This window comes from Micromonospora rifamycinica (genome assembly GCF_900090265.1).
GTDB classification, from domain to species: Bacteria; Actinomycetota; Actinomycetes; order Mycobacteriales; family Micromonosporaceae; genus Micromonospora; species Micromonospora rifamycinica.
This window is the reverse complement of sequence record NZ_LT607752.1, coordinates 1,729,859-1,748,422: the sequence shown is the minus strand read 5'-3', so window position 1 is coordinate 1,748,422 and position 18,564 is coordinate 1,729,859. Positions and strand designations below refer to the sequence as shown.

At 72.7% G+C, this 18,564-nt stretch carries 13 protein-coding genes; 3 read left to right on the top strand and 10 right to left on the bottom strand.

Features of this window, described 5'->3' with window-relative positions; translation table 11 throughout:
- Positions 1 to 23: 23 nt before the first annotated feature.
- On the bottom strand, positions 24 to 2,468 hold the full coding sequence (locus GA0070623_RS07255) for a glycoside hydrolase family 2 protein (RefSeq protein ID WP_067302317.1): 2,445 nt from the start codon (positions 2,466 to 2,468) through the stop codon (positions 24 to 26).
- Positions 2,469 to 2,532: 64 nt separating this feature from the next.
- Positions 2,533 to 3,852 (bottom strand): ROK family transcriptional regulator, encoded by a 1,320-nt coding sequence (locus tag GA0070623_RS07250; protein ID WP_067302320.1) that lies wholly within the window; start codon positions 3,850 to 3,852, stop codon positions 2,533 to 2,535.
- Positions 3,853 to 4,050: 198 nt separating this feature from the next.
- On the opposite strand from GA0070623_RS07250, the gene GA0070623_RS07245 reads away from it, so the two are divergent.
- Both GA0070623_RS07245 and GA0070623_RS07240 read left to right on the top strand, forming a co-directional pair.
- Entirely contained in the window at positions 4,051 to 5,583 is a 1,533-nt protein-coding gene (locus GA0070623_RS07245; protein ID WP_067302324.1) for a cellulase family glycosylhydrolase, read from the top strand.
- Positions 5,584 to 5,676: 93 nt separating this feature from the next.
- Positions 5,677 to 6,726 carry an arabinan endo-1,5-alpha-L-arabinosidase gene (locus tag GA0070623_RS07240; RefSeq protein ID WP_172898376.1) on the top strand — a complete coding sequence of 350 codons (1,050 nt, stop codon included), beginning with the start codon at positions 5,677 to 5,679 and terminating at the stop codon, positions 6,724 to 6,726.
- A 39-nt stretch (positions 6,727 to 6,765) separates the two neighbouring features.
- Here GA0070623_RS07240 and yicI read toward each other — a convergent pair whose 3' ends face one another.
- The 6 genes from yicI to GA0070623_RS07210 form a co-directional block, all read right to left on the bottom strand.
- Entirely contained in the window at positions 6,766 to 9,006 is a 2,241-nt protein-coding gene (yicI, locus tag GA0070623_RS07235; protein WP_067302328.1) for an alpha-xylosidase, read from the bottom strand.
- Positions 9,003 to 9,869 carry a carbohydrate ABC transporter permease gene (locus tag GA0070623_RS07230; protein ID WP_331715200.1) on the bottom strand — a complete coding sequence of 289 codons (867 nt, stop codon included), beginning with the start codon at positions 9,867 to 9,869 and terminating at the stop codon, positions 9,003 to 9,005. Before GA0070623_RS07230 ends, yicI begins: the two co-directional genes overlap by 4 nt.
- Before the next feature lie 10 nt (positions 9,870 to 9,879).
- Positions 9,880 to 10,854, bottom strand: coding sequence for a carbohydrate ABC transporter permease (locus GA0070623_RS07225; RefSeq protein WP_067302335.1), 975 nt, complete (start codon positions 10,852 to 10,854; stop codon positions 9,880 to 9,882).
- 65 nt (positions 10,855 to 10,919) lie between these two features.
- Entirely contained in the window at positions 10,920 to 12,224 is a 1,305-nt protein-coding gene (locus tag GA0070623_RS07220; protein ID WP_067302338.1) for an extracellular solute-binding protein, read from the bottom strand.
- A gap of 86 nt (positions 12,225 to 12,310) precedes the next feature.
- Positions 12,311 to 13,339 (bottom strand): LacI family DNA-binding transcriptional regulator, encoded by a 1,029-nt coding sequence (locus GA0070623_RS07215; protein ID WP_231932812.1) that lies wholly within the window; start codon positions 13,337 to 13,339, stop codon positions 12,311 to 12,313.
- A gap of 223 nt (positions 13,340 to 13,562) precedes the next feature.
- Positions 13,563 to 14,294: a DUF2470 domain-containing protein gene (locus GA0070623_RS07210; protein ID WP_067302344.1), complete on the bottom strand. Its 732-nt coding sequence runs from the start codon at positions 14,292 to 14,294 to the stop codon at positions 13,563 to 13,565.
- 69 nt (positions 14,295 to 14,363) lie between these two features.
- On the opposite strand from GA0070623_RS07210, the gene rpsD reads away from it, so the two are divergent.
- Complete coding sequence (gene rpsD, locus GA0070623_RS07205) at positions 14,364 to 14,972, top strand: 30S ribosomal protein S4 (RefSeq protein ID WP_067302455.1); 609 nt, start codon at positions 14,364 to 14,366, stop codon at positions 14,970 to 14,972.
- Here rpsD and GA0070623_RS07200 read toward each other — a convergent pair.
- Together GA0070623_RS07200 and GA0070623_RS07195 are read right to left on the bottom strand one after the other, a co-directional pair.
- Entirely contained in the window at positions 14,960 to 16,807 is a 1,848-nt protein-coding gene (locus GA0070623_RS07200) for an ABC transporter ATP-binding protein (protein ID WP_084261055.1), read from the bottom strand. The two genes, rpsD and GA0070623_RS07200, sit on opposite strands and share 13 nt — an antisense overlap.
- Positions 16,804 to 18,495: an ABC transporter ATP-binding protein gene (locus tag GA0070623_RS07195; protein WP_067302347.1), complete on the bottom strand. Its 1,692-nt coding sequence runs from the start codon at positions 18,493 to 18,495 to the stop codon at positions 16,804 to 16,806. Before GA0070623_RS07195 ends, GA0070623_RS07200 begins: the two co-directional genes overlap by 4 nt.
- Between the last annotated feature and the right edge of the window lie 69 nt (positions 18,496 to 18,564).

Here is an 18,564-nt window from a genome sequence, read left to right as displayed (position 1 = left end):
CGTCACGGTGGCCGGTCGGGTGGCTACCCGGCCCGCGCCGCCGCGTTGGCCGAACGCAGCACCCGGTGCTGCCGCAGCGCGGCCGGGTCGGCCAGGGTCGCCGTGGTGGCCACCGTGAAGGTGTGGGTCTCGCCCGCGAGCAGCGAGACGAGCATGTCGTCGACGACCGCGTCGGGGGCCACCTTGTCGACGAGCAGAGCGAGGTCCCGGACGTACGACGTGGCCCGCACGTCGACCCGGTAGCCGCCGGTCACCGGCGTGACCTCGGCGGTGCAGGGCGTCGGGTGGTAGGCGAATTCGCGGTCCTCGACGAACTGGTGCACGACGCGGACGCCCCCGACGGCGGCGACCAGCACCTCGCCGCCCGGATCGGCCGGGGTGAGCAGGTCGTCGGTCAGGTCGAGCAGGGCGACGGACCGGGGCGCGACCGCGAGCGGCAGGGTGGAGGCCGCCAGGATGTCGCCGGTGAGGCTCTGCCGGGTGCCGTGGACCGTGCCCGTCCACGGCTGGTCGTGATCGTTGACCGCGACCAGGATGGGTCTCCCCTCGCGGGGCTGCACGGTCAGCAGCCGGGGCGCGAACGCGTGCCGGAGCGCGTAGTAGAGCGGCTTGGGCCGTTCGTCGCTGTCGACGGCGGCCCACGAGGTGACCGGCCAGCAGTCGTTGAGCTGCCAGACGAGCGCCCCGGCCGTGCGGGGCCACCAGGAACGGAAGTGCTCGACGCCGAACGCCACCGCCCGCGCCTGGTTGAGCTGCGTCGCCCAGTGCCACTGCTCGAAGTCGTCCGGGACGGGCAGGTGGGGCGCGAGGCCGCGGTCCAGCTTGCCGTTGCCGTCGTGGGCCTTCTGGTGCAGCAGGAACGCGGGCGCGGTGGGGGTCAGCGGCCGGTCGCGGATCCACCGGGTGAGGGTCGCCCAGGTGGGTGGCCCCTGGAAGCCGAACTCCGCGCAGAACCGGGGGATCTCGTCGCGGTAGTGGGTGTAGTCGAGCATGTTCCAGACGTCCCACTCGTGGCGGGTGCCGTGCTGCGCGTCGTTGGGCGGCAGGTCGCCGGGGCTGTAGGGGCTGCCGGGCGCGTACGGGCGGGTGGGGTCCAGGGTGGCGAGGAGGCCGGGCAGCAGCCCGGTGTAGTAGCCGAGCCCCCAGCTGCGCCCGTCGAGGCTCTCCCGCCAGCCTGCCCAGTCGGTGTAGGCGGGCAGGTTCTCGTTGTTGCCGTTCCACAGCACCAGCGAGGGGCGGGCGACCAGCCGGGTGACGTTCTCCCGGGCCTCGGCCTCGACCTCGCCGCGCAGCGGCTCCTCCTCGGCGTAGAAGGCGCAGGAGAACGGGAAGTCCTGCCACACCAGCACGCCCCGCTCGTCGCAGGCGTCGTAGAAGTCGTCGGTCTCGTAGATGCCGCCGCCCCAGACCCGCAGCATGTTCATGTTGGCCCCGACGGCCTGGTCGATCCGGCGGGCGAGCCGTGCGGGGGTGACCCGGGTGAGCAGGTGGTCGTCGGGAATCCAGTTGGCGCCCTTGGCGAAGACCCGGGTGCCGTTGACGACGAAGGTGAACGGCGTACCGTCCCCGTCGGGCTCGGTGTCCACGGCGATGGTGCGGAAGCCGATCCGCCGCCGGTCGACGTCCACCGGCTCGCCGTCGGCCAGGAGCGTGACGGTCAGCTCGTAGCGCGGCTGCCCGCCGTAGCCGACCGGCCACCACAGCCGGGCGTCCGGCACCAGGACGGTGAGCCGGGCGGTGTCGCCCGGGACGGGCATCCGTTCCGTGTGGTCGCCGACGGTCACCATCGCGGTGTAGTCGCGGTCCGTGGCGCGGTCCACCGTGAGGTGCACCTCGACCCGGCCGGTCCCGTCGGCGTCGACGGTGACCAGCGGGTGCACCCGGGTCAGCCGGGCGGTGTCCCAGCGGACCAGCCGCACCGGCTTCCAGATGCCGGCGGTCTGCAGGTCCGGCCCCCAGTCCCAGCCGAAGGAGCAGGCCATCTTGCGGATCGCGTTGTACGGGTGCGGGTAGGCGCGCTGCCGCCAGCCGAGCCGGGCCTCCGCCCGCTCGGCGTGGGCGAGTGCGGATCCCAGCGTCACGGTCAGCTCGTTGCGGCCCTCCCGCAGCGCCTCGCGGACGTCGAACCGGTAGCTGCGGTGCATGTTGGCGGTCTCGCCGAGCAGGTGGCCGTTCACCGCGACGGCGCCGACCGTGTCGATGCCGTCGAAGACCAGCTCCACCCGTTCACCGGCTCCGGGACCGGCCGCCTGGAACTCCGTCGTGTACCGCCAGTCGACGCGGTGCATCCAGGTCAGGTCCGCCTCGTTGCGGTCCAGGTAGGGGTCGGCGATGAGACCGGCGGCCAGCAGGTCGAGGTGGGTGCTGCCGGGCACCCGGGCGGGGACGTCCCGACCGGCGAGGGTGTCCGGTACCGGGCCGCCGACGGCGCGCAGGCGCCAGCCCTCGTGCAGGGTCGAGCGCGTCATGGGGGCCTCTCCGTCGTCCGCGACCGGGTCGGAACTGCGGAGAATCCTTACGCAGGCAACCTAACTAAGTCAACGAGCCGGTCGGGACGGCCGCTGCCCCGGCGCGTCCGTCCTGGTAGGAGCCTCGGTGGAGACCGGCCGCGCCGAGCGGCGTCGACCGGGCTCCGTCGTCCGGGCGGGGCTGGCCGAGGGTCAGTTCGCTCTGCAGGACGAGGACCGCCCCGCCGATCGCCGCCGCGTCCGACCCGTTGACCGAGGGCACGATCCGCACCGGGTGCGCCCGCCGCGCGAACATCCGCCGGTCCACCTCCCGCTGGATCAGCGTCTGGTAGATCGAGCTGGCCACCGTGAAGCTCGGTCCGGCCAGGACGATCGTGTCGACGTCGAACAGGCAGGCCATGGTGACGGCCGCGCCACCGAGATAGCGGGCCGACCGCTCGACGATGCCCCGGGCGGCGGCGTCACCGGCGTCGGCCGCGGCCGCGATCCGGGCGAACTCGGTGAGGACGTCGGCTGCGGCCGGGTCCAGGGCCAGCCGCCGGGCGAGTCCCGGGGTCGCCAGGGCCTGCCGGACCATCGCCGACGGACCCGCGTAGTTCTCCAGGCAGCCCACGTTGCCGCAGGGGCACTCGTCGCCGTCGAGGTCCATCGAGATGTGGCCGATCTCCACGCTGTTGGAGGAGCTGCCCCGGTACACCTCACCCGCGACCACGACCCCGCCGCCGATCCCGGTGGCCATGTAGATGCAGCCGTAGGTGCTGTTCGGCTCCACCGCGCCCATCCAGTACTCGCCGATCGCCGCCGCCGCCGCGTCGTTCTCGAGCAGGACCGGCAGCCCGAGGGCCTCCGCCAGCAGCCGGGCGACCGGGTAGTCCAGCCACTCCCGCGTCGGCTGCGGGGTCAGCAGCACACCCGCGCGCCGGTCCTGCGGGCCGTAGCTGACCAGGCCGACCCCCAGCACCCGGTCGCGGCGCACGGCCGCCGTGTCCAGCAGCGCGTCCACCTGCGAAGCCACCAGTGGCAGCGCCTGCCGCGGCGGCATCGTCGCGACGCCCTGGAACGACGTCCGGGCGACCTGCCGGCCCGCCAGGTCGACCACCACGATCACGCAGGTGTTGCGCTCGATCTGCACCCCGACGCCGTAGCGGGCCAGTGGATTGAGCTGAACCATGGTGCGGGGCTTGCCGCCCGTCGGCCCGCCCCGGCCGGCCTCGACGACCAGGCCGTCGTCCATCAGCTCCCGGACGACCGCGGAGATCGTCGCGCCGGTCAGGCCCGTCGCCGCCGCGAGCTCGACCCGGCTGATGCTGCGCGCCGCCCTGATGACGTCCAGCACCAGGCCCCGGGTCCTCGGTCGGCTGGCCCAGATCGGGCTGCTCGCCACGGTCCCCCCTCGATGTTCGCCCCGCAGCCAGGCTACTTCACCGCCGACGACCGCGTGTTCACCGCCGACGACCGCGTGCCTCCGGCGATCACGACCGCGACGGGAGGATGCCGCCGCAGCGTATTGACTTTCGTAACGAATCTAACTAAGGATGTCCCCCAGCGCTCCCATCGATCTCTCACTATTCCAGGAGATCACATGAAACATCGTCGTGCCCTGCTCGCCGCCAGCGTCACCGGCGTGCTGATGCTGGGTGGCGTGGTGACGGCCGGCCTCCCCGCCGCGGCGGCCGCCGCCGGCTGCTCGGTCACCTACACCGTGCAGAGCCAGTGGCCGGGCGGGTTCACCGGCAACGTCGCCGTCACCAACCTCGGTGACCCGCTGCCGAACTGGACGTTGACCTTCGACTTCCCCGAGCCGGACCAGCAGGTCAGCCACGGCTGGGGGGCCACCTGGACGCAGACCGGCACCCGGGTGTCGGCCGCCAGCATGAGCTGGAACGCCGCGTTGGGCACCGGCGCGGCGACCTCGATCGGGTTCAACGGCTCGTGGAGCGGCACGAACCCGGTACCCACGTCGTTCGCGTTGAACGGGACCACCTGCAACGGGCCGGTGACCCCGCCGCCCACCACGCCGCCGCCGACCACGCCGCCGCCCACCACTCCACCGCCCACTACGCCGCCGCCCACTACGCCGCCGCCCACCGGTCCGGCACCGGAGCTGCACGTCGCCGGCAACCGGATCCTCACCGCGGACGGTGACGCCTACCGGCTGCTGGGCGTGAGCCGGTCCGGCGCGGAGTTCGCCTGCGTGCAGGGCAAGGGCCTGTGGGACTCCGGCCCCGTCGACCAGGCCTCCGTCAACGCGATGAAGACCTGGAACATCCATGCCGTACGCCTGCCGCTGAACGAGGAGTGCTGGCTCGGTCTGAACGGTTCGCCCGGCGGCGCCGCCTACCAACAGGGCGTCAAGGACTACGTGAACCTGCTCGTCGCCAACGGGATCAACGTGATCCTCGACCTGCACTGGACCTGGGGCGGCTACCCCGACAGCCCGGAGTGGCACTGCAAGGACGAGCACGCCACCTGCCAGAAGCCGATGCCGGACGCGCGCTACGCCCCGCAGTTCTGGACCGGTGTCGCCAACACCTTCAAGGGTAACGACGCGGTCGTGTTCGACCTGTTCAACGAGCCGTACCCGGACATGCCGGCGGAGTGGAACAAGACCCTGGGCTGGCAGTGCCTCCGCGACGGCGGCACCTGCGCCGGCCTGCCCTACGAGGTGGCCGGCATGCAGGACCTCGTCGACGCGGTCCGCGCGACCGGCGCCACCAACCTGCTCATGGTCGGCGGCCTGGAGTGGGCCAACGACATGCGGGAGTGGCTGACGTACCGGCCGAACGACCCGCTGGACAACCTGGCCGCGTCGTGGCACGCCTACAGCTTCAACGCCTGCGCCAGCGAGTCCTGCTGGGACAGCCAGATCGCCCCGGTGGCCGAGCAGGTGCCGGTGGTGATCGGCGAGTTCGGCCAGGACGACTGCGGCTTCGACTACATGCGGCGACTGGTGGCCTGGGCCGACACCCACCACCTGGGCTACCTCGCCTGGACCTGGAGCCCGTGGGGCTGCACCGGCGGCGCGGTGCTCATCAAGGACTGGGCCGGCACCCCGGAGCCCGGCGTCGGCGAGGGCTACAAGGCCCACCTGCTGACCCAGGACCCGTACCTCTGAGGAATCGTGCGGCCGGCCGGCGCTGCGGGCGCCGGCCGGCCGCACGACCGAGCCACCACCGGTCCAACCCGGCACCCGTCCCGAGGAGCTGTCGTGACAACCTCCCCCGTACCGGAGACATCCACCCTCCGCCGGCTGGCGGCGCTGTCGCTGGCCGTCGTCGTGCTGACCGCCGGCGGGGTCGCGGCGACGCGATCGTCGTCGGCCGCCGCCCGGACCGCCGCGCCCCGGGCGGCGGCGACGCCCACCACCCCGCCGGCCGCCTACCCGAACCCGGGCCGGGTCACCGGGGACGTCGGTGTGCACGATCCGACGATCGTGGTCCGCCCCGGCGGCGGCTACCTGGTGGCGCACACCGGCGACAACATCGCTCTCAAGACCTCCGCCGACCGGACCGCGTTCCGCAACGCGGGGACGGTGTTCCCCAACGGTGCGCCCTGGACCACGCCGTACACCGGGGGCAGCCGCAACCTGTGGGCACCGGACCTGTTCTACCGCGACGGCCGGTACTGGCTGTACTACTCCGCCTCGACGTTCGGCTCGAACCGGTCGGCGATCTTCCTGGCCACCAGCACCACCGGGGCCTCCGGCAGCTGGACCGACCAGGGTCTGGTCATCGAGTCCCGGACGTCGGACACCTTCAACGCCATCGACCCGAACCTGGTGGTCGACGCCGCCGGCAGATGGTGGCTCAGCTTCGGCTCGTTCTGGTCCGGCATCAAGATGGTGGCGCTGAACCCGGCCACCGGCAAGCGCTCCGACACCACCCTGCGCAGCATCGCGGGCCGCAACGGGGGCGCCATCGAGGCCCCGGTGATCGCCCGGCACGGGAACTACTACTACCTGTGGGTGTCGTTCGACCGCTGCTGCCAGGGCGCCGCGAGCACCTACCGGGTGATGGTGGGCAGGTCGACCTCGGTCACCGGGCCGTACGTCGACCGCAACGGTGTGCCGATGACCGCGGGCGGTGGCACCCAGGTGCTCGCCGGGCACGGCGGCATCCACGGCCCCGGTCACCAGGCGGTGTTCACCGACACCGACGCCGAGGTGCTCACCTACCACTACTACGCCGACAACGGGACCTCGCTGCTCGGCATCAACCTCCTCGGGTACGACGGCGCCGGCTGGCCGTTCGTCTACTGACCAGCCGGCATCTCCGACGACGTGCGGGTCGGCCCGGGATCAACCCGCCGGTGTTCCCGGGCCGACCACCACGCAGCGGTACGCCGACGACCGGCCCGTCACCAGCTCGGCGGTCGCCACCCCGTCGCGGAAGCCCACCTCGAACTGCGTGCCCGGCCCGCCCTCGGGCGCCGGGATACGCACCCGCTGCCGCTGCCCCTCAACCGGGGCGTAGAGCCGCAGCTCCACCCCGTCGGCCCAGTCGTAGTCGGGCCGGTCCGAGCGCGCCCCGAACCCGATGACCGCGCCGGGCCGGGCGAGCACCGGCAGGCTGTCGTACCCGTGCTTCTCGGTCACCCACGCCGGGCCGGTGAGCTGCGCGCCGGTGACCAGGTGGGTCCAGGTGCCGGCCGGCACGTAGAAGGTGACCTGCCCGTCGGCGCTGAGCACCGGCGCGACCAGCACGTCGGAGCCGAGCATGTACTGCCGGTCGAGGTGCGCCACCGCCGGGTCGTCCGGGAACTCCACGATCATCGGACGCATCATCGGGATTCCGTCCCGGTGCGCCTCCTCGGCCGTCGCCGCCAGGTAGGGCATGAGCCTGAGCTTGAGCCGGGTGAAGTGCCGCAGCACGTCCACGGCCTGCTCGTCGTAGGCCCACGGCACCCGGTACGAGCCGGAGCCGTGCAGCCGCGAGTGCGAGGAGAGCAGGCCGAACGCGATCCACCGCTTGAACACCGCCGGATCGGGGGTGCCCTCGAACCCGCCGATGTCGTGACTCCAGTAGCCGAAGCCGGACGACGCCAGCGACAACCCGCCGCGCAGCGACTCGGCCATCGCGACGAACGTCGACTCGCAGTCGCCGCCCCAGTGCACCGGGAACTGCTGGCCGCCGGTGGTGGCCGAGCGGGCGAACACCACCGCCTCGCCCTCGCCCCGCTCGGCCTCCAGCAGCGCGAAGACCGTCCTGTTGTAGAGGTAGGAGTAGTAGTTGTGCATGCGCTGCGGGTCCGACCCGTCGTGCCACACCACGTCGGTCGGGATGCGCTCGCCGAAGTCGGTCTTGAAACAGTCGACGCCCATGTCCAGCAGCGCCCGGAGCTTGTCGGCGAACCAGGCCGCCGCGTCCGGGTTGGTGAAGTCGACCAGCGCCATGCCGGCCTGCCACTTGTCCCACTGCCACACCGACCCGTCCGGGTTGCGGACCAGGTAGCCGGCCTGGCGGCCCTCCTCGAACAGGTAGGAGCGCTGCGCGATGTACGGGTTGATCCACACGCACACCTTGAGGCCCCGCTCGTGCAGCCGGCGCAGCATCCCCTCCGGGTCGGGGAAGGTGGCCGGATCCCAGACGAAGTCGACCCAGTGGAACTGGCGCATCCAGAAGCAGTCGAAGTGGAACACCGACAGCGGCAGGCCCCGCTCGGCCATCCCCTCGACGAACTCGGTCACCGTCTTCTCGTCGTACGACGTGGTGAACGACGTGGACAGCCACAGCCCGTACGACCAGGCGGGCACCCGGGCCGGCCGGCCGGTCAGCGCCGTGTAGCGGCGCAGCACGTCCTTCGGGGTGGGCCCGTCGACGACGTGGTAGGTGAGCGACTGACCCTCCACACTGAACTGGGTCTGCGCGACGACCTCCGAGCCGACCTCGAACGACACGTGCTCCGGGTGGTCCACGAACACCCCGTAGCCGGCGCTGCTCAGATAGAACGGCACGTTCTTGTACGCCTGCTCGCTGGCGGTGCCGCCGTCGGCGTTCCAGACGTCGACCGTCTGACCGTTCTTCACGAACGGGCCGAACCGCTCGCCCAACCCGTACACCGTCTCGCCGACGCCGAGCGCCAGCCGCTCGTGCACGTACCGGCGGCCCTCGCCGTCGGTGACGATCCCGATGCTGCGGGCGGTGGACGCGGTGACCACCCGGTCGCCGTGCCGGAACTCGACCCGCCAGTCGTCGACCAGCGCGACCCGGACGGTCAGCTCACCGGTGGTCAGCGACGCGCTGATCCCGGTGATGTCGACGGTGACCGGGTGCGTGTCGTCGGTGCGCAGCCCGAAGCGGGGTTCGCGGGGCAGCCCGCCGCTGTGGTGGCCGATGGTCACCCCGACCACGCCGGGGGCGGGGGAGAAGAAGCGGACCGTGACGACCGGCCGGTTGAGGGTGTCGCCGCGGCCGTTGATCCGACCGGCCGGGGCGAAGACGGTGAAGCCACGGTCGTCCGGCTCGACCGATTCGACAGTGCCCGGGCGCAGCACGCTGACGCCCGGACGCAGTTGCCAGTACCCGTCGGTGAACTTCACTTCTCGGCTCCTGCCGTGATGCCGCGCGCCAGGGTGCGCTGGAAGATGAGGAAGAACAGGATGGCCGGCACCAGGCTGATCAGTGCGCCGGCGTTGGTCGTCGGGGCGTCCATCAGCCGGTCGCCCTGCAACGACGCGAGGGCCACCGGGACGGTCTGGGTCTGGTTGTCGATCAGCATGACCAGCGGGATGAGGAACTCGTTCCAGGTCCAGATGAAGAAGAAGATCAGCAGGACGGCGAGGGTGGGTCGCAGGTTGGGGAAGACCACCCGCCACAGCACCGTCCACGTGCCGGCGCCGTCCAGCGCGGCGGCCTCCAGCAGTGCCCGCGGGAAGGTGCCGAGCACCGAGGCGAGCAGGTAGGTGCCGAAGGCGCTCTGGATGACGGTGAAGATGATGATCACCGACAGTCGGGTGTTGTAGAGGCCGACCTCCTTGGCGACGTAGTACAGCGGGTAGACCAACGCCTCCTGCGGCAGCATGTTGGCCAGCAGGAACAGCCCGACGATCCACAGCCGGCCGCGGACCCGGCCGATGCCCAGCGCGTACGCGTTGAGCAGTGACACGACGACGCCGAGCACCGCCACCGACCCGGCGATGAGCGCCGAGTTCCACAGCTTGAGCGGGAAGTTCACCGTGGACCAGTATGTCCGCAGGCCCGTGGTGTAGAACTCCGTCGGCCAGCTCAGCGGGCCGTCCGACGAGTAGTCGCCCGGCGACTTGAACGCGTTGAGCAGCATGAACGCGAACGGCACCAGCATGACCAGCGCGCCCACGGTGACCCCGGCGAGCACCAGCCAGCGGCTGACGCCCCGGTGGTGCCGGTCGCGCACCTTCCGGCGGACCGGGACCTTGGCGATCATGACGGCCATCTCAGACCCCCCGGTCCCGGCGCTCACTGCGGGCCTGCACCCCGATGAAGACCACGGCCACCACCACGATGATCACCGTGAGCACGGTGGAGATCGCGGAACCGTACCCGACCTGGAGCTTCTTGAAGAACGTGTAGTAGGCGAAGTAGGACGGCACGTTGGTGGCGTTCTCCGGGCCGCCCCGGGTCAGCGCGAAGATCGGTCCGAACACCTTCAACGCGGCGATGGTGCAGGTCAGGGCCACCACGAAGGTCTCCGGCCGGATCTGCGGCACGGTGATCGCCCGGAACCGGTGCCGCCAGCCCGCCCCGTCGACCTCGGCCGCCTCGTAGAGCTCCGGGTCGACCCGCTGCAACGCCGCCATGAACACCACCACCGGGTAGCCGATCTGCACCCAGATCATCACCGCCATCACCGCCGGCAGCGCGGTGTCCGGGTCGCCCAGCCAGTCGTGGCGCAGCGCCCCGAGACCGACCGCGTCGAGCACGCTGTTGAACGCGCCGTCCGGGCGCAGGATCCAGCCCCAGACGATGCCGGCCACCACCACCGGCAGCACCTGCGGCAGGTAGAACGCCGCCCGCAGGGCCGCCGCCGTCCGGGGCCGGAACCGCCGGCCGACGACGTCGAAGAGCACCGCGGCGAGCAGCAGCCCGAGCAGCGTCGGCACCACCACCATCGCCACGATCATCGCCACCGTGTTGCGGAACGACGCCCAGAACACCTCGTCGTCCAGCAACTGCCGGTAGTTGGCCAACCCGACGAAGGTGGGGTCGCCGACGCCCGACCATCGGGTCAGCGACAGGTACCCGGTGCCGACCAGGGGCACGCCGATGACCAGGACGAACAGCGCCGCCCCGGGGAGCAGGTAGAGCCAGTAGGCCGCGCCCCGGCCGCGCGGTCGACGGCGGGACGGGCGGACGGGGGAGCGGGTGCGGGTCGCCGCCGGTGTGCCGGCGGCGGTGTCGGGGACTGCCATGGCGGATCCTTCCCGGCCCGGCGGCGGGCCCGCCGGTCGTCCCGGTCACGCCCGCCGCCCACCTGTCACTTGCCGGTGATCTCCTTGACGCCGTCGGCGTACGGCTTGGCGATCGTGTCGAGCACCTGGTCGGGGGACTTGGACCCGTTGATCAGCGCCTGGAACCCGCCGACCAGCACGTCGTAGTAGCCGGGCACCGGCCAGTCCGGGTAGAAGGCCAGCCCGTCCTGCTTGCTGACCGTGTTGAAGTCCTCGATCAGCTTGCGGTCCTTCGGGTCGGTGATCTTCGCGGGGTCGCCGGCCACCGGGATGCCACCGTTGTTCCCGATCAGATCCTGGATCTCCGGGCGCAGGGTGATGTCGATGAAGTCGTACGCCAGGCTCTTGGCCTTGCTGTTCGTCGGGACGACCCAGAGGTTGCCGGACGAGCCGGCGGTGAGGGTGTTGCCCGGGAACAGGAAGGTGTCCCAGGTGGCCTTCATCTCGGCCTTGAACCGGCCGTACCACCAGCTGCCGGAGACGATCATCGGGGTCTTGCCCGCGATGAACGCGGTGCCCATGTCCTCGGCCTTGAGGCTCGCCGAGTCCTTGGCGACGTAGCCCTTGCGCACCCACTCGGCGAAGGTGTCCGCGCCGTACTTGAGGGGGTCGGCCTTGAAGTCGACGGGGTTCTTGTAGAGCTGGTAGTTGTCGACGAACTGCCGGTCGGCCTTCGACAGGGCCAGCTGGTAGAACAGCTGCCCGGCCGGGTACTCGGCGCCGGCCATGCCCAGCGGGGTGACGCCCTTGCGCACGAAGGTGTCCATCGCGGCGGTCAACTCGGCCAGCGTGGTCGGCACCGTGACGCCGTTGCGGTCGAACAGGTCCTTGTTGTAGTAGACCGTGACGTACTCGCCGTAGTTCGGCACGCCGAACCAGTTACCCGACCCCATCACGCCCTTGTCGCTGTACCGCGCGGTGGTCTGCAGGCTGGGGCTGAGCTTGTCGGCCCAACCGCGCTTGTCCGCCTCGCCGCTGAGGTCGGTGAGCAGGCCCTGCGACGAAAACAGGCCGGCGGTCGCGTTGCCCTTGTTGTACTCCATGATGTCCGGACCCTCGGACGAGTTGACGATCATGCCGGCGTTCTGCTGGATCTGCTCGAACGCCTTGCGCTCGAAGCGCACCTCGACGCCGGGGTGCTCGGTCTTGAAGATCTCGATGGCCCGGTCCCAGCCGACCCCCATCGCGCTGGTCTCGCCCTCGTAGTGCCAGAGCTTGAGGGTCCTGGCCCCGCTGCCGTCACCGCTGTCGTCGTCGCCGCACGCGGCCACGGTGGTCGTCGCGGTCGCCGCCAGGGCGATCGCCGCGACGATCCGGTGGAATCGCTGCATTGCTATCCTCCTCGTTGAGTATCGAGCCCGGTACTTCGCTGGGTCCGTCGTCGCGTTGCCGCGCGGCGACGGGCCGTTTTTCCTGGTCAGCCCCCATCCGGGTGGCGACGTCGGGGTGCCGCGGTCGATCCCCGGATCTCCAGCGCGCACGGCAGCAGCTGCTGGTGGCACGCGGTGCCGGCCCCGTCCAGCTGGCGTACCAGCGTTTCGATCGCGATCCGGCCCATCGCCGACCCGGGCGACGTCATCGCGGTCAGCGCCGGGGTGGCCAGCTCGGCGACCTGCGGCGAGGTGACCATCGAGACGACCGACACGTCGTCGGGAACGGCCAGTCCCCGCCCGGTCAGCTCGCCGAGGATGCCGAAGATCGCCGTCTCGTTCATGGCCAGCACGGCCGTCAGACCCGGTGCCCGCGCCAGGGCGGCGGCCAGGGCCGCCCGGCCACCGGCGGCGCTGTCCTCGGCCGGGATCATGACCGGCTCCAGGCCGTGGCCGGTCACCGCCGTGACGAACGCGTCCCGGGTCCGCAGGGCCGGCCCGTATCCGCTGGCCAGGGTCTCGGCCGAGTGGTTGACGTAGACGATCTGCCGGTGCCCCAGGCCGACCAGGTGTGCCACCGCCTCCCGTACGGTCTGCTCGAAGTCGATGTCGACGTAGGAGAGCCCGCCGGTGTCCCCGGTGCGCCCGATCAGCACCAGCGGCACCCCGGCCTGCCGGAGCACGGTGACCCGCTCGTCGGCGAGCTGCACCTCCATCAGCACCACGCCGTCGAACATCCGCTGGCTGGCCAGCCGGCGCAGCTCGTCGAGGTCGCCGCCCCCGCCGACGGGTGACAGCACCAGGTGGTAGCCGACGGCGCTGGCCGCCGCGGCGGCCCCGGTGACGAAGGCCGTCTCGGTGGCACCGAGGCCGCGTTCGTCCATCGGCAGCAGCAGGCCCAGGATCCGGCTGCGCCGACTGGCTAGACCACGGGCCATGGCGTTGGGCTGGTAGTCGAGCGCGGTCATGGCGGCGAGCACCTTGGCCCGGGTCGCCGGGGAGATCGGCCGGGTGCCGGTGAGCACGTAGGAGACGGTGCTGACCGAGACCTGCGCCAGCCGGGCGACGTCCTGCATGGTGGCCACCGCGCACCTCCTCCGGGCAGGCACGGAACCGCGTCCGAGTACTCGTCGAAGCGGTTCGACGAAGCGGTTCGACAGACGCTAGACCGCTGTTACGGCAACGTCAATAGCCGATGTCGAACGACCGCACGTCGGACCCGTCCACCCGCTGGCGGGCGCCGTCGCCTGCGGCCCTCTCGGCGACGCCCGCCCGCTGCTCGGTGCGTCCCGACGGGGCTCAGGCGGCCTGCCGGGGGCAGACCATCGGGTGCAGCACCCGGGACAGTTCGGCGACGTCCGCGACGGGGCGTGCGAAGCCCACCCGGGTCCGCCGGATGGCGTCCGGTCGACCGTGGACGACGAGCAGCCCGTACCGGTCGATCCGGACCACCCGGGGCGCCTCGGCACCGCAGAGCCCGAGCTGCCGGCGCAGGTAGCCCGCGACCTGCTCGCTGTGGTGGTCGGCGAGGTCGGCCAGCAGGTCCGCCTCGGCCGCGTGCAGCGGGTCGGGCTCGGCCCGGGCGTACGCCTGCGGGTCGATCGGGCGCGTCGCGCCGGCCCGTTCCCAGCGGACCTCGGCCACCGCGAACCGGTGCAGCCGGAACCGGTCGCCCACGTCGAGCAGGTCGCCCGTCGGCCGGGTGGCGGCGAAGTCCATCGCGGCCCGCCGCGCCTCGTCGCCGTCGAGGCGTTCGGCCCAGCCGGAGAGCCAGGCCCGGCCGAGTGAGGGGGCGCCGGCGGTGGGTGGCAGGTCGAGCACGTCGAGGACGGCGGCGACGTCGGTCTCCCCGGCCGGCGGCGTGAGCGCCGTGGCGAGGTCGCCGGCTGCCGGCGTCAGCAGCAGCACCCGACCGTCCGGATCGACGGCGTGCCGGACCTGGTGCGGGCCGGTGGAGCCGGGCAGGTGGACGAGGGCGGGCAGCCGGCCCGCGACGAGGGTCCGCACGATTTCGGCCGGGCTGGGGCGCATGATCCCGATCTCCTCAAGATAGGTTAGCCTTACCTAACCGCATTAGATCATGTGATCGGAGACGTCAACGTGAACCACCCCCGTCCCAAGGTCAAGCTCTCCCGCGCGCTCGGCATCCCGTTGACCCGTAAGTGCGTGCGGTACTTCGAGCGGCGTCCCTACCCGCCGGGCGTGCACGGCCGCAACCGGCGCAAGACCTCCGACTACCAGGTGCGGCTGCTGGAGAAGCAGCGGCTGCGCCACCAGTACAACGTCAGCGAGTCCCAGCTGCGCCGGACGTTCGACGAGGCGGCCCGGGGCGCCGGGAAGACCGGCGAGTCGCTGGTCGCGCTCCTGGAGCGGCGGCTCGACGCGGTGGTGCTCCGGGCCGGGCTGGCCCGCAGCGTCTACCAGGCGCGCCAGCTCGTCGGGCACGGCCACTTCACCGTCGACGGGCGCAAGGTCGACCGGCCCTCCTACCGGCTGCGGCCCGGCCAGGTCGTCGCGGTGCGCGAACGCAGCCGCGCCCTGCCGCCGTTCCAGCTCGCCGCCGCCGGCGCCCACGCCGACGACCGGCCCCGGCCGTACCTGTTGGTGGAGCTGACCGGGCTGCGCGCGACGCTGCTGCGCGAGCCCGCCCGGCACGAGGTGCCGGTGGTCTGCGACGAGCAGCTCGTGGTGGAGTTCTACTCCCGCTGAGCGGTCAGCGACGGCCCGGCCGGTTGCCGTTGCGGCACCGGCGGGCCGTCGCCCCCGGTGGAGCCCGGCGCGACGCCGGTACGGGCCGCCTTCGGGCCGGTGGTGGCGCGGGCCGCCCACGCCGCCCACAGCCGGGCGTAGCTTCCGCCCGCGCCGACCAGCTCGCCGTGCGGGCCACTCTCGACGATCCCGCCCCGCTCCATGACGATGACGTGGTCCGCGGTCACCGCCTGGGTGAGGCGGTGGGCGACGACCAGGGCGGTGCGTCCCTCCAGCGCGGCGGCGGCGGCCTGTTCGAGGTCGCGCGCCCCCGCGCTGCCGGCTTCGGCGGTCGCTTCGTCCAGCACCACGACCGCCGGGTCGAGCAGCACCACCCGGGCGAGCGCCAACTGCTGCGCCTGCGCCGGGGTCAGCGGATGGCCGCCCTCGCCGACCACCGTGTCCAGGCCGTCGGGAAGGGCGAGCGCCCAGGTCAGCGCGTCGACCCGGGCCAGGGCCGCGGTGAGTTCGTCCGGGGTGGCCCGTGGCCGGGCCAGCAGCAGGTCCTCGCGGAGCGTACCGGCGAAGACGTGGGTCTCCTGGCTGACCAGGGCGATCGTCCGGGCGGGCAGCTCGGTGACCGGAACGCCGCCCAGGGTGGCCGTGCCACGCCCGGGGCGCAGCACCCCGGCGGCGATCGACGCGACAGTGGTCTTCCCGGCGCCGGTGGAGCCGACCAACGCCACCAGCCGACCCGGCCCGACCCGCAGGGAGACGTCGCGCAGCACCGGCGTGGCCCCGTCATAGCTGAAGCCGACGCCGGTCAGCACCAGGTCGTGCGCCGACGGCGCGGTGCCGCCCGCGTCACGTCCGGGATCCGCGCCGAGCACGCCGACGAGGCGGGCCAGGCTCGCCCCGGCCTCCTGGGCCTTGTCGACGGTGACCATCAGCTGCAGGACCGGGCCGAACAGGCGGTGCAGCAGCAGCGCGGCCGCCGAGACCTCGCCGAGGGTGACGGCACCCTGGCGGACGAGCAGGAATCCCACCACCAGCACCGCGCCGAGCCCGGCCAGCTCCGCCCCGTTGACGCGTCCTACCAGGCGGGTGTAAAGGGCGAACACGCCCGTCGAGATGTCCCGGGCGCGGGCCGAGGCCGCCGTGATGCCGGCGAGGTGCCGGTCCTCCAACCGGTAGGCGTGCACCGTCCGGATGCCCTGCACACTCTCGACGAACTGCTGCGACCGCTGCGCGATGGCGACCCGCTCGGCCGCGTAGGCCGGTGCGGCCCGGGGGAGGTACCACCGCGCCCCGAGCACGTAGAGCGGGACGGCGACCGCGCCGGCCAGCCCGAGCCGCCAGTCGATGCCGATCATCGTGCCGAAGCTGAGCGCCGCCAGCAGCAGCGCCGAGATCAGGGTGGGCAGCACCTCGGATACGGCCCGGTCGATGGCGCTGACGTCGGCGCCGACCCGGGAGACCAGGTCGCCCCGGCCGGCCCGGTCGAGCACCGCCACGGGCAGCCGCAGCGCGGTGTCCAGGGCGCGCTCGCGCAGGTCGGCGAGAATTCGCGCGCCCAACCGGCGGACCAGGTGGGCACCGGCGCCGGTGGCCAGGCCGCCCACGACCGCGGCGGCCACGATGACCACGGCGACCGGGACGAGCGCGTCGGTGCCGCCGCCGGCCCGGACCCGGTCGACCAGCAGGCCGAGGGCGTAGGCGGGGACGATCGCGGTGGCCGCGGCGACCAGCCCGACGGTCAGGGCGACGCCGGTGGCCACCGCGTGGACCCGTAGCTGCGCGCCGAGCCACGCCCTGCTCTCGCGCGGGTTGGCTACCGGCAGGATCGGGGGCGTCACCGCAGCACCGTCCGGCGGTAGTCGTCGTGGCTGACCAGTTCGGCATGCGGGCCCTCGGCGGCGACGGCGCCGTCGACGATGAACACCACCCGGTCGGTGGCGGCCAGCAGCGTCGGGCTGCTGGTGATGACGAGGGTGCCGAAGCCGGCGTCCGGTCCGTGCCGCAGCGCGCGGATGCCGTCGGCGATGGCCCGTTCGGTGACCGCGTCGACGGCGGTGGTCGGATCGTGCAGCACCAGCAGCGGCGGCCCGGCGAGCAGCGCGCGGGCGAGCGCGACGCGTTGCCGCTGGCCGCCGGAGAGGTTCGCGCCACGCTCGGTGACCGGCATGCCCAGGCCGTCGGGGTGCAGGCGGGCCACCTCGTCGGCGGCCGCGGCGCGCAGCGCCCCGGCGAGCCGTTCGCCGTCGTCGTCGGCCCGGGCGAGGTTCGCGGCCAGGGTGCCGGTGAACAGGTCGGTGCGGTGCGGTTCGCTGTGCAGCACCCGTCGCGCCCGGTCGCGGTCCACCGCCTCCAGCCGCTCGCCGTCGAGCAGGACGTCGCCCACGTACGCGTCGGGCACCGCCAGCAGCCGCGCCAGCGCCTCGGCGTCCGCCGGCCGGCGGGCCACCACGCCGACGAACTCCCCGCTGCGCAGGCGCAGGTGCAGCCCGGCCAGTGGGCCGTACGTCACGTCGGCCAGGCGCAGCTCGTTCCCGCCGCCGCCGGGCGCGGCGGCACCCGGTGGCAGGACCACCCCGGCGTGGAGGACGGCGGCGACCCGGTCCGCGGCCGCGCGGGCGGCGGCGGTCCAACTGGGGACCACCGCGAGCACGCCGAACGGTTCGACCAGGAACTGCGCGGAGCCGATCACGGTGACGAACTGGCCGACGGTGATCCGGCCGGTGAGCGCGAACCAACCCGCCACCAGCGCGATGACCCCGGCCAGCAGGGTGCTCAGCATCGTGGACGCGCCCAGGTACACGTTCTGGGTGCGGGAGGCGCGCACGGTGGCCGCGAGGGCGTGGCGGCTCACCCGGCGGTAGCGCCCGGCGCCGGCTTCCTGGGCGCCGATGCCGCGCAACGGGCGCAGCCCGGTCACCAGGTCCGTGGCGAGCGCGGTGGCCCGACCGGCCTGGTCCTGCTGCTCCCTGACCCGCCGGGCGATCAGCGGCGCGGTGCGGTTGAGGACCGCCAGCACGGTCGGGATGGCGACCAGCACGGTCAGCCCGAGCGGTGGCGAGATCAGCAGCAGCGCGACCGCGCTGACCGTGACCGCCACCAGGGCGCTGGTGATCCGGGGGATGTGGTCGAGCAGATAGGAGGTGTACTCGGCATCGGTGGTGGTGACCGAGAGCAGGTCGCCGGTGTGCCGTCCGGTCCGCAGCACGCGCGGGTCCAGGATCCGCGCCGCCAGCTCCACCCGGAGCTGGTGGCCCTCCTCGGCGATGGCCCGTTGCAGCTGCCGCGCGCCGAAGCGGTAGGTCACCGCCAGGACGAGATAGACCGCGGCCAGGGTCGTGATCCAGCGGAGCAGCGCCGTCAGGTCGCCGGTGGCGACGCCCCGGTCGACGATGACGCCGACGAGGATCGGGACCAGGGCCGCGCAGAGCTGGTAGACGCCGGCCAGCGCCGTCCCGGTCCAGAGGCGCCGCCCGTTGCGGACGACCGCCCGGCGCAGGATCGGGGTACCGGCACTGACCTTGCTCACTGCCTCATACCCCCTGGTCAACGGCGTCGGGAACGTGGAGTACTTTACCGATCAAGTTTTAGGTAAGCC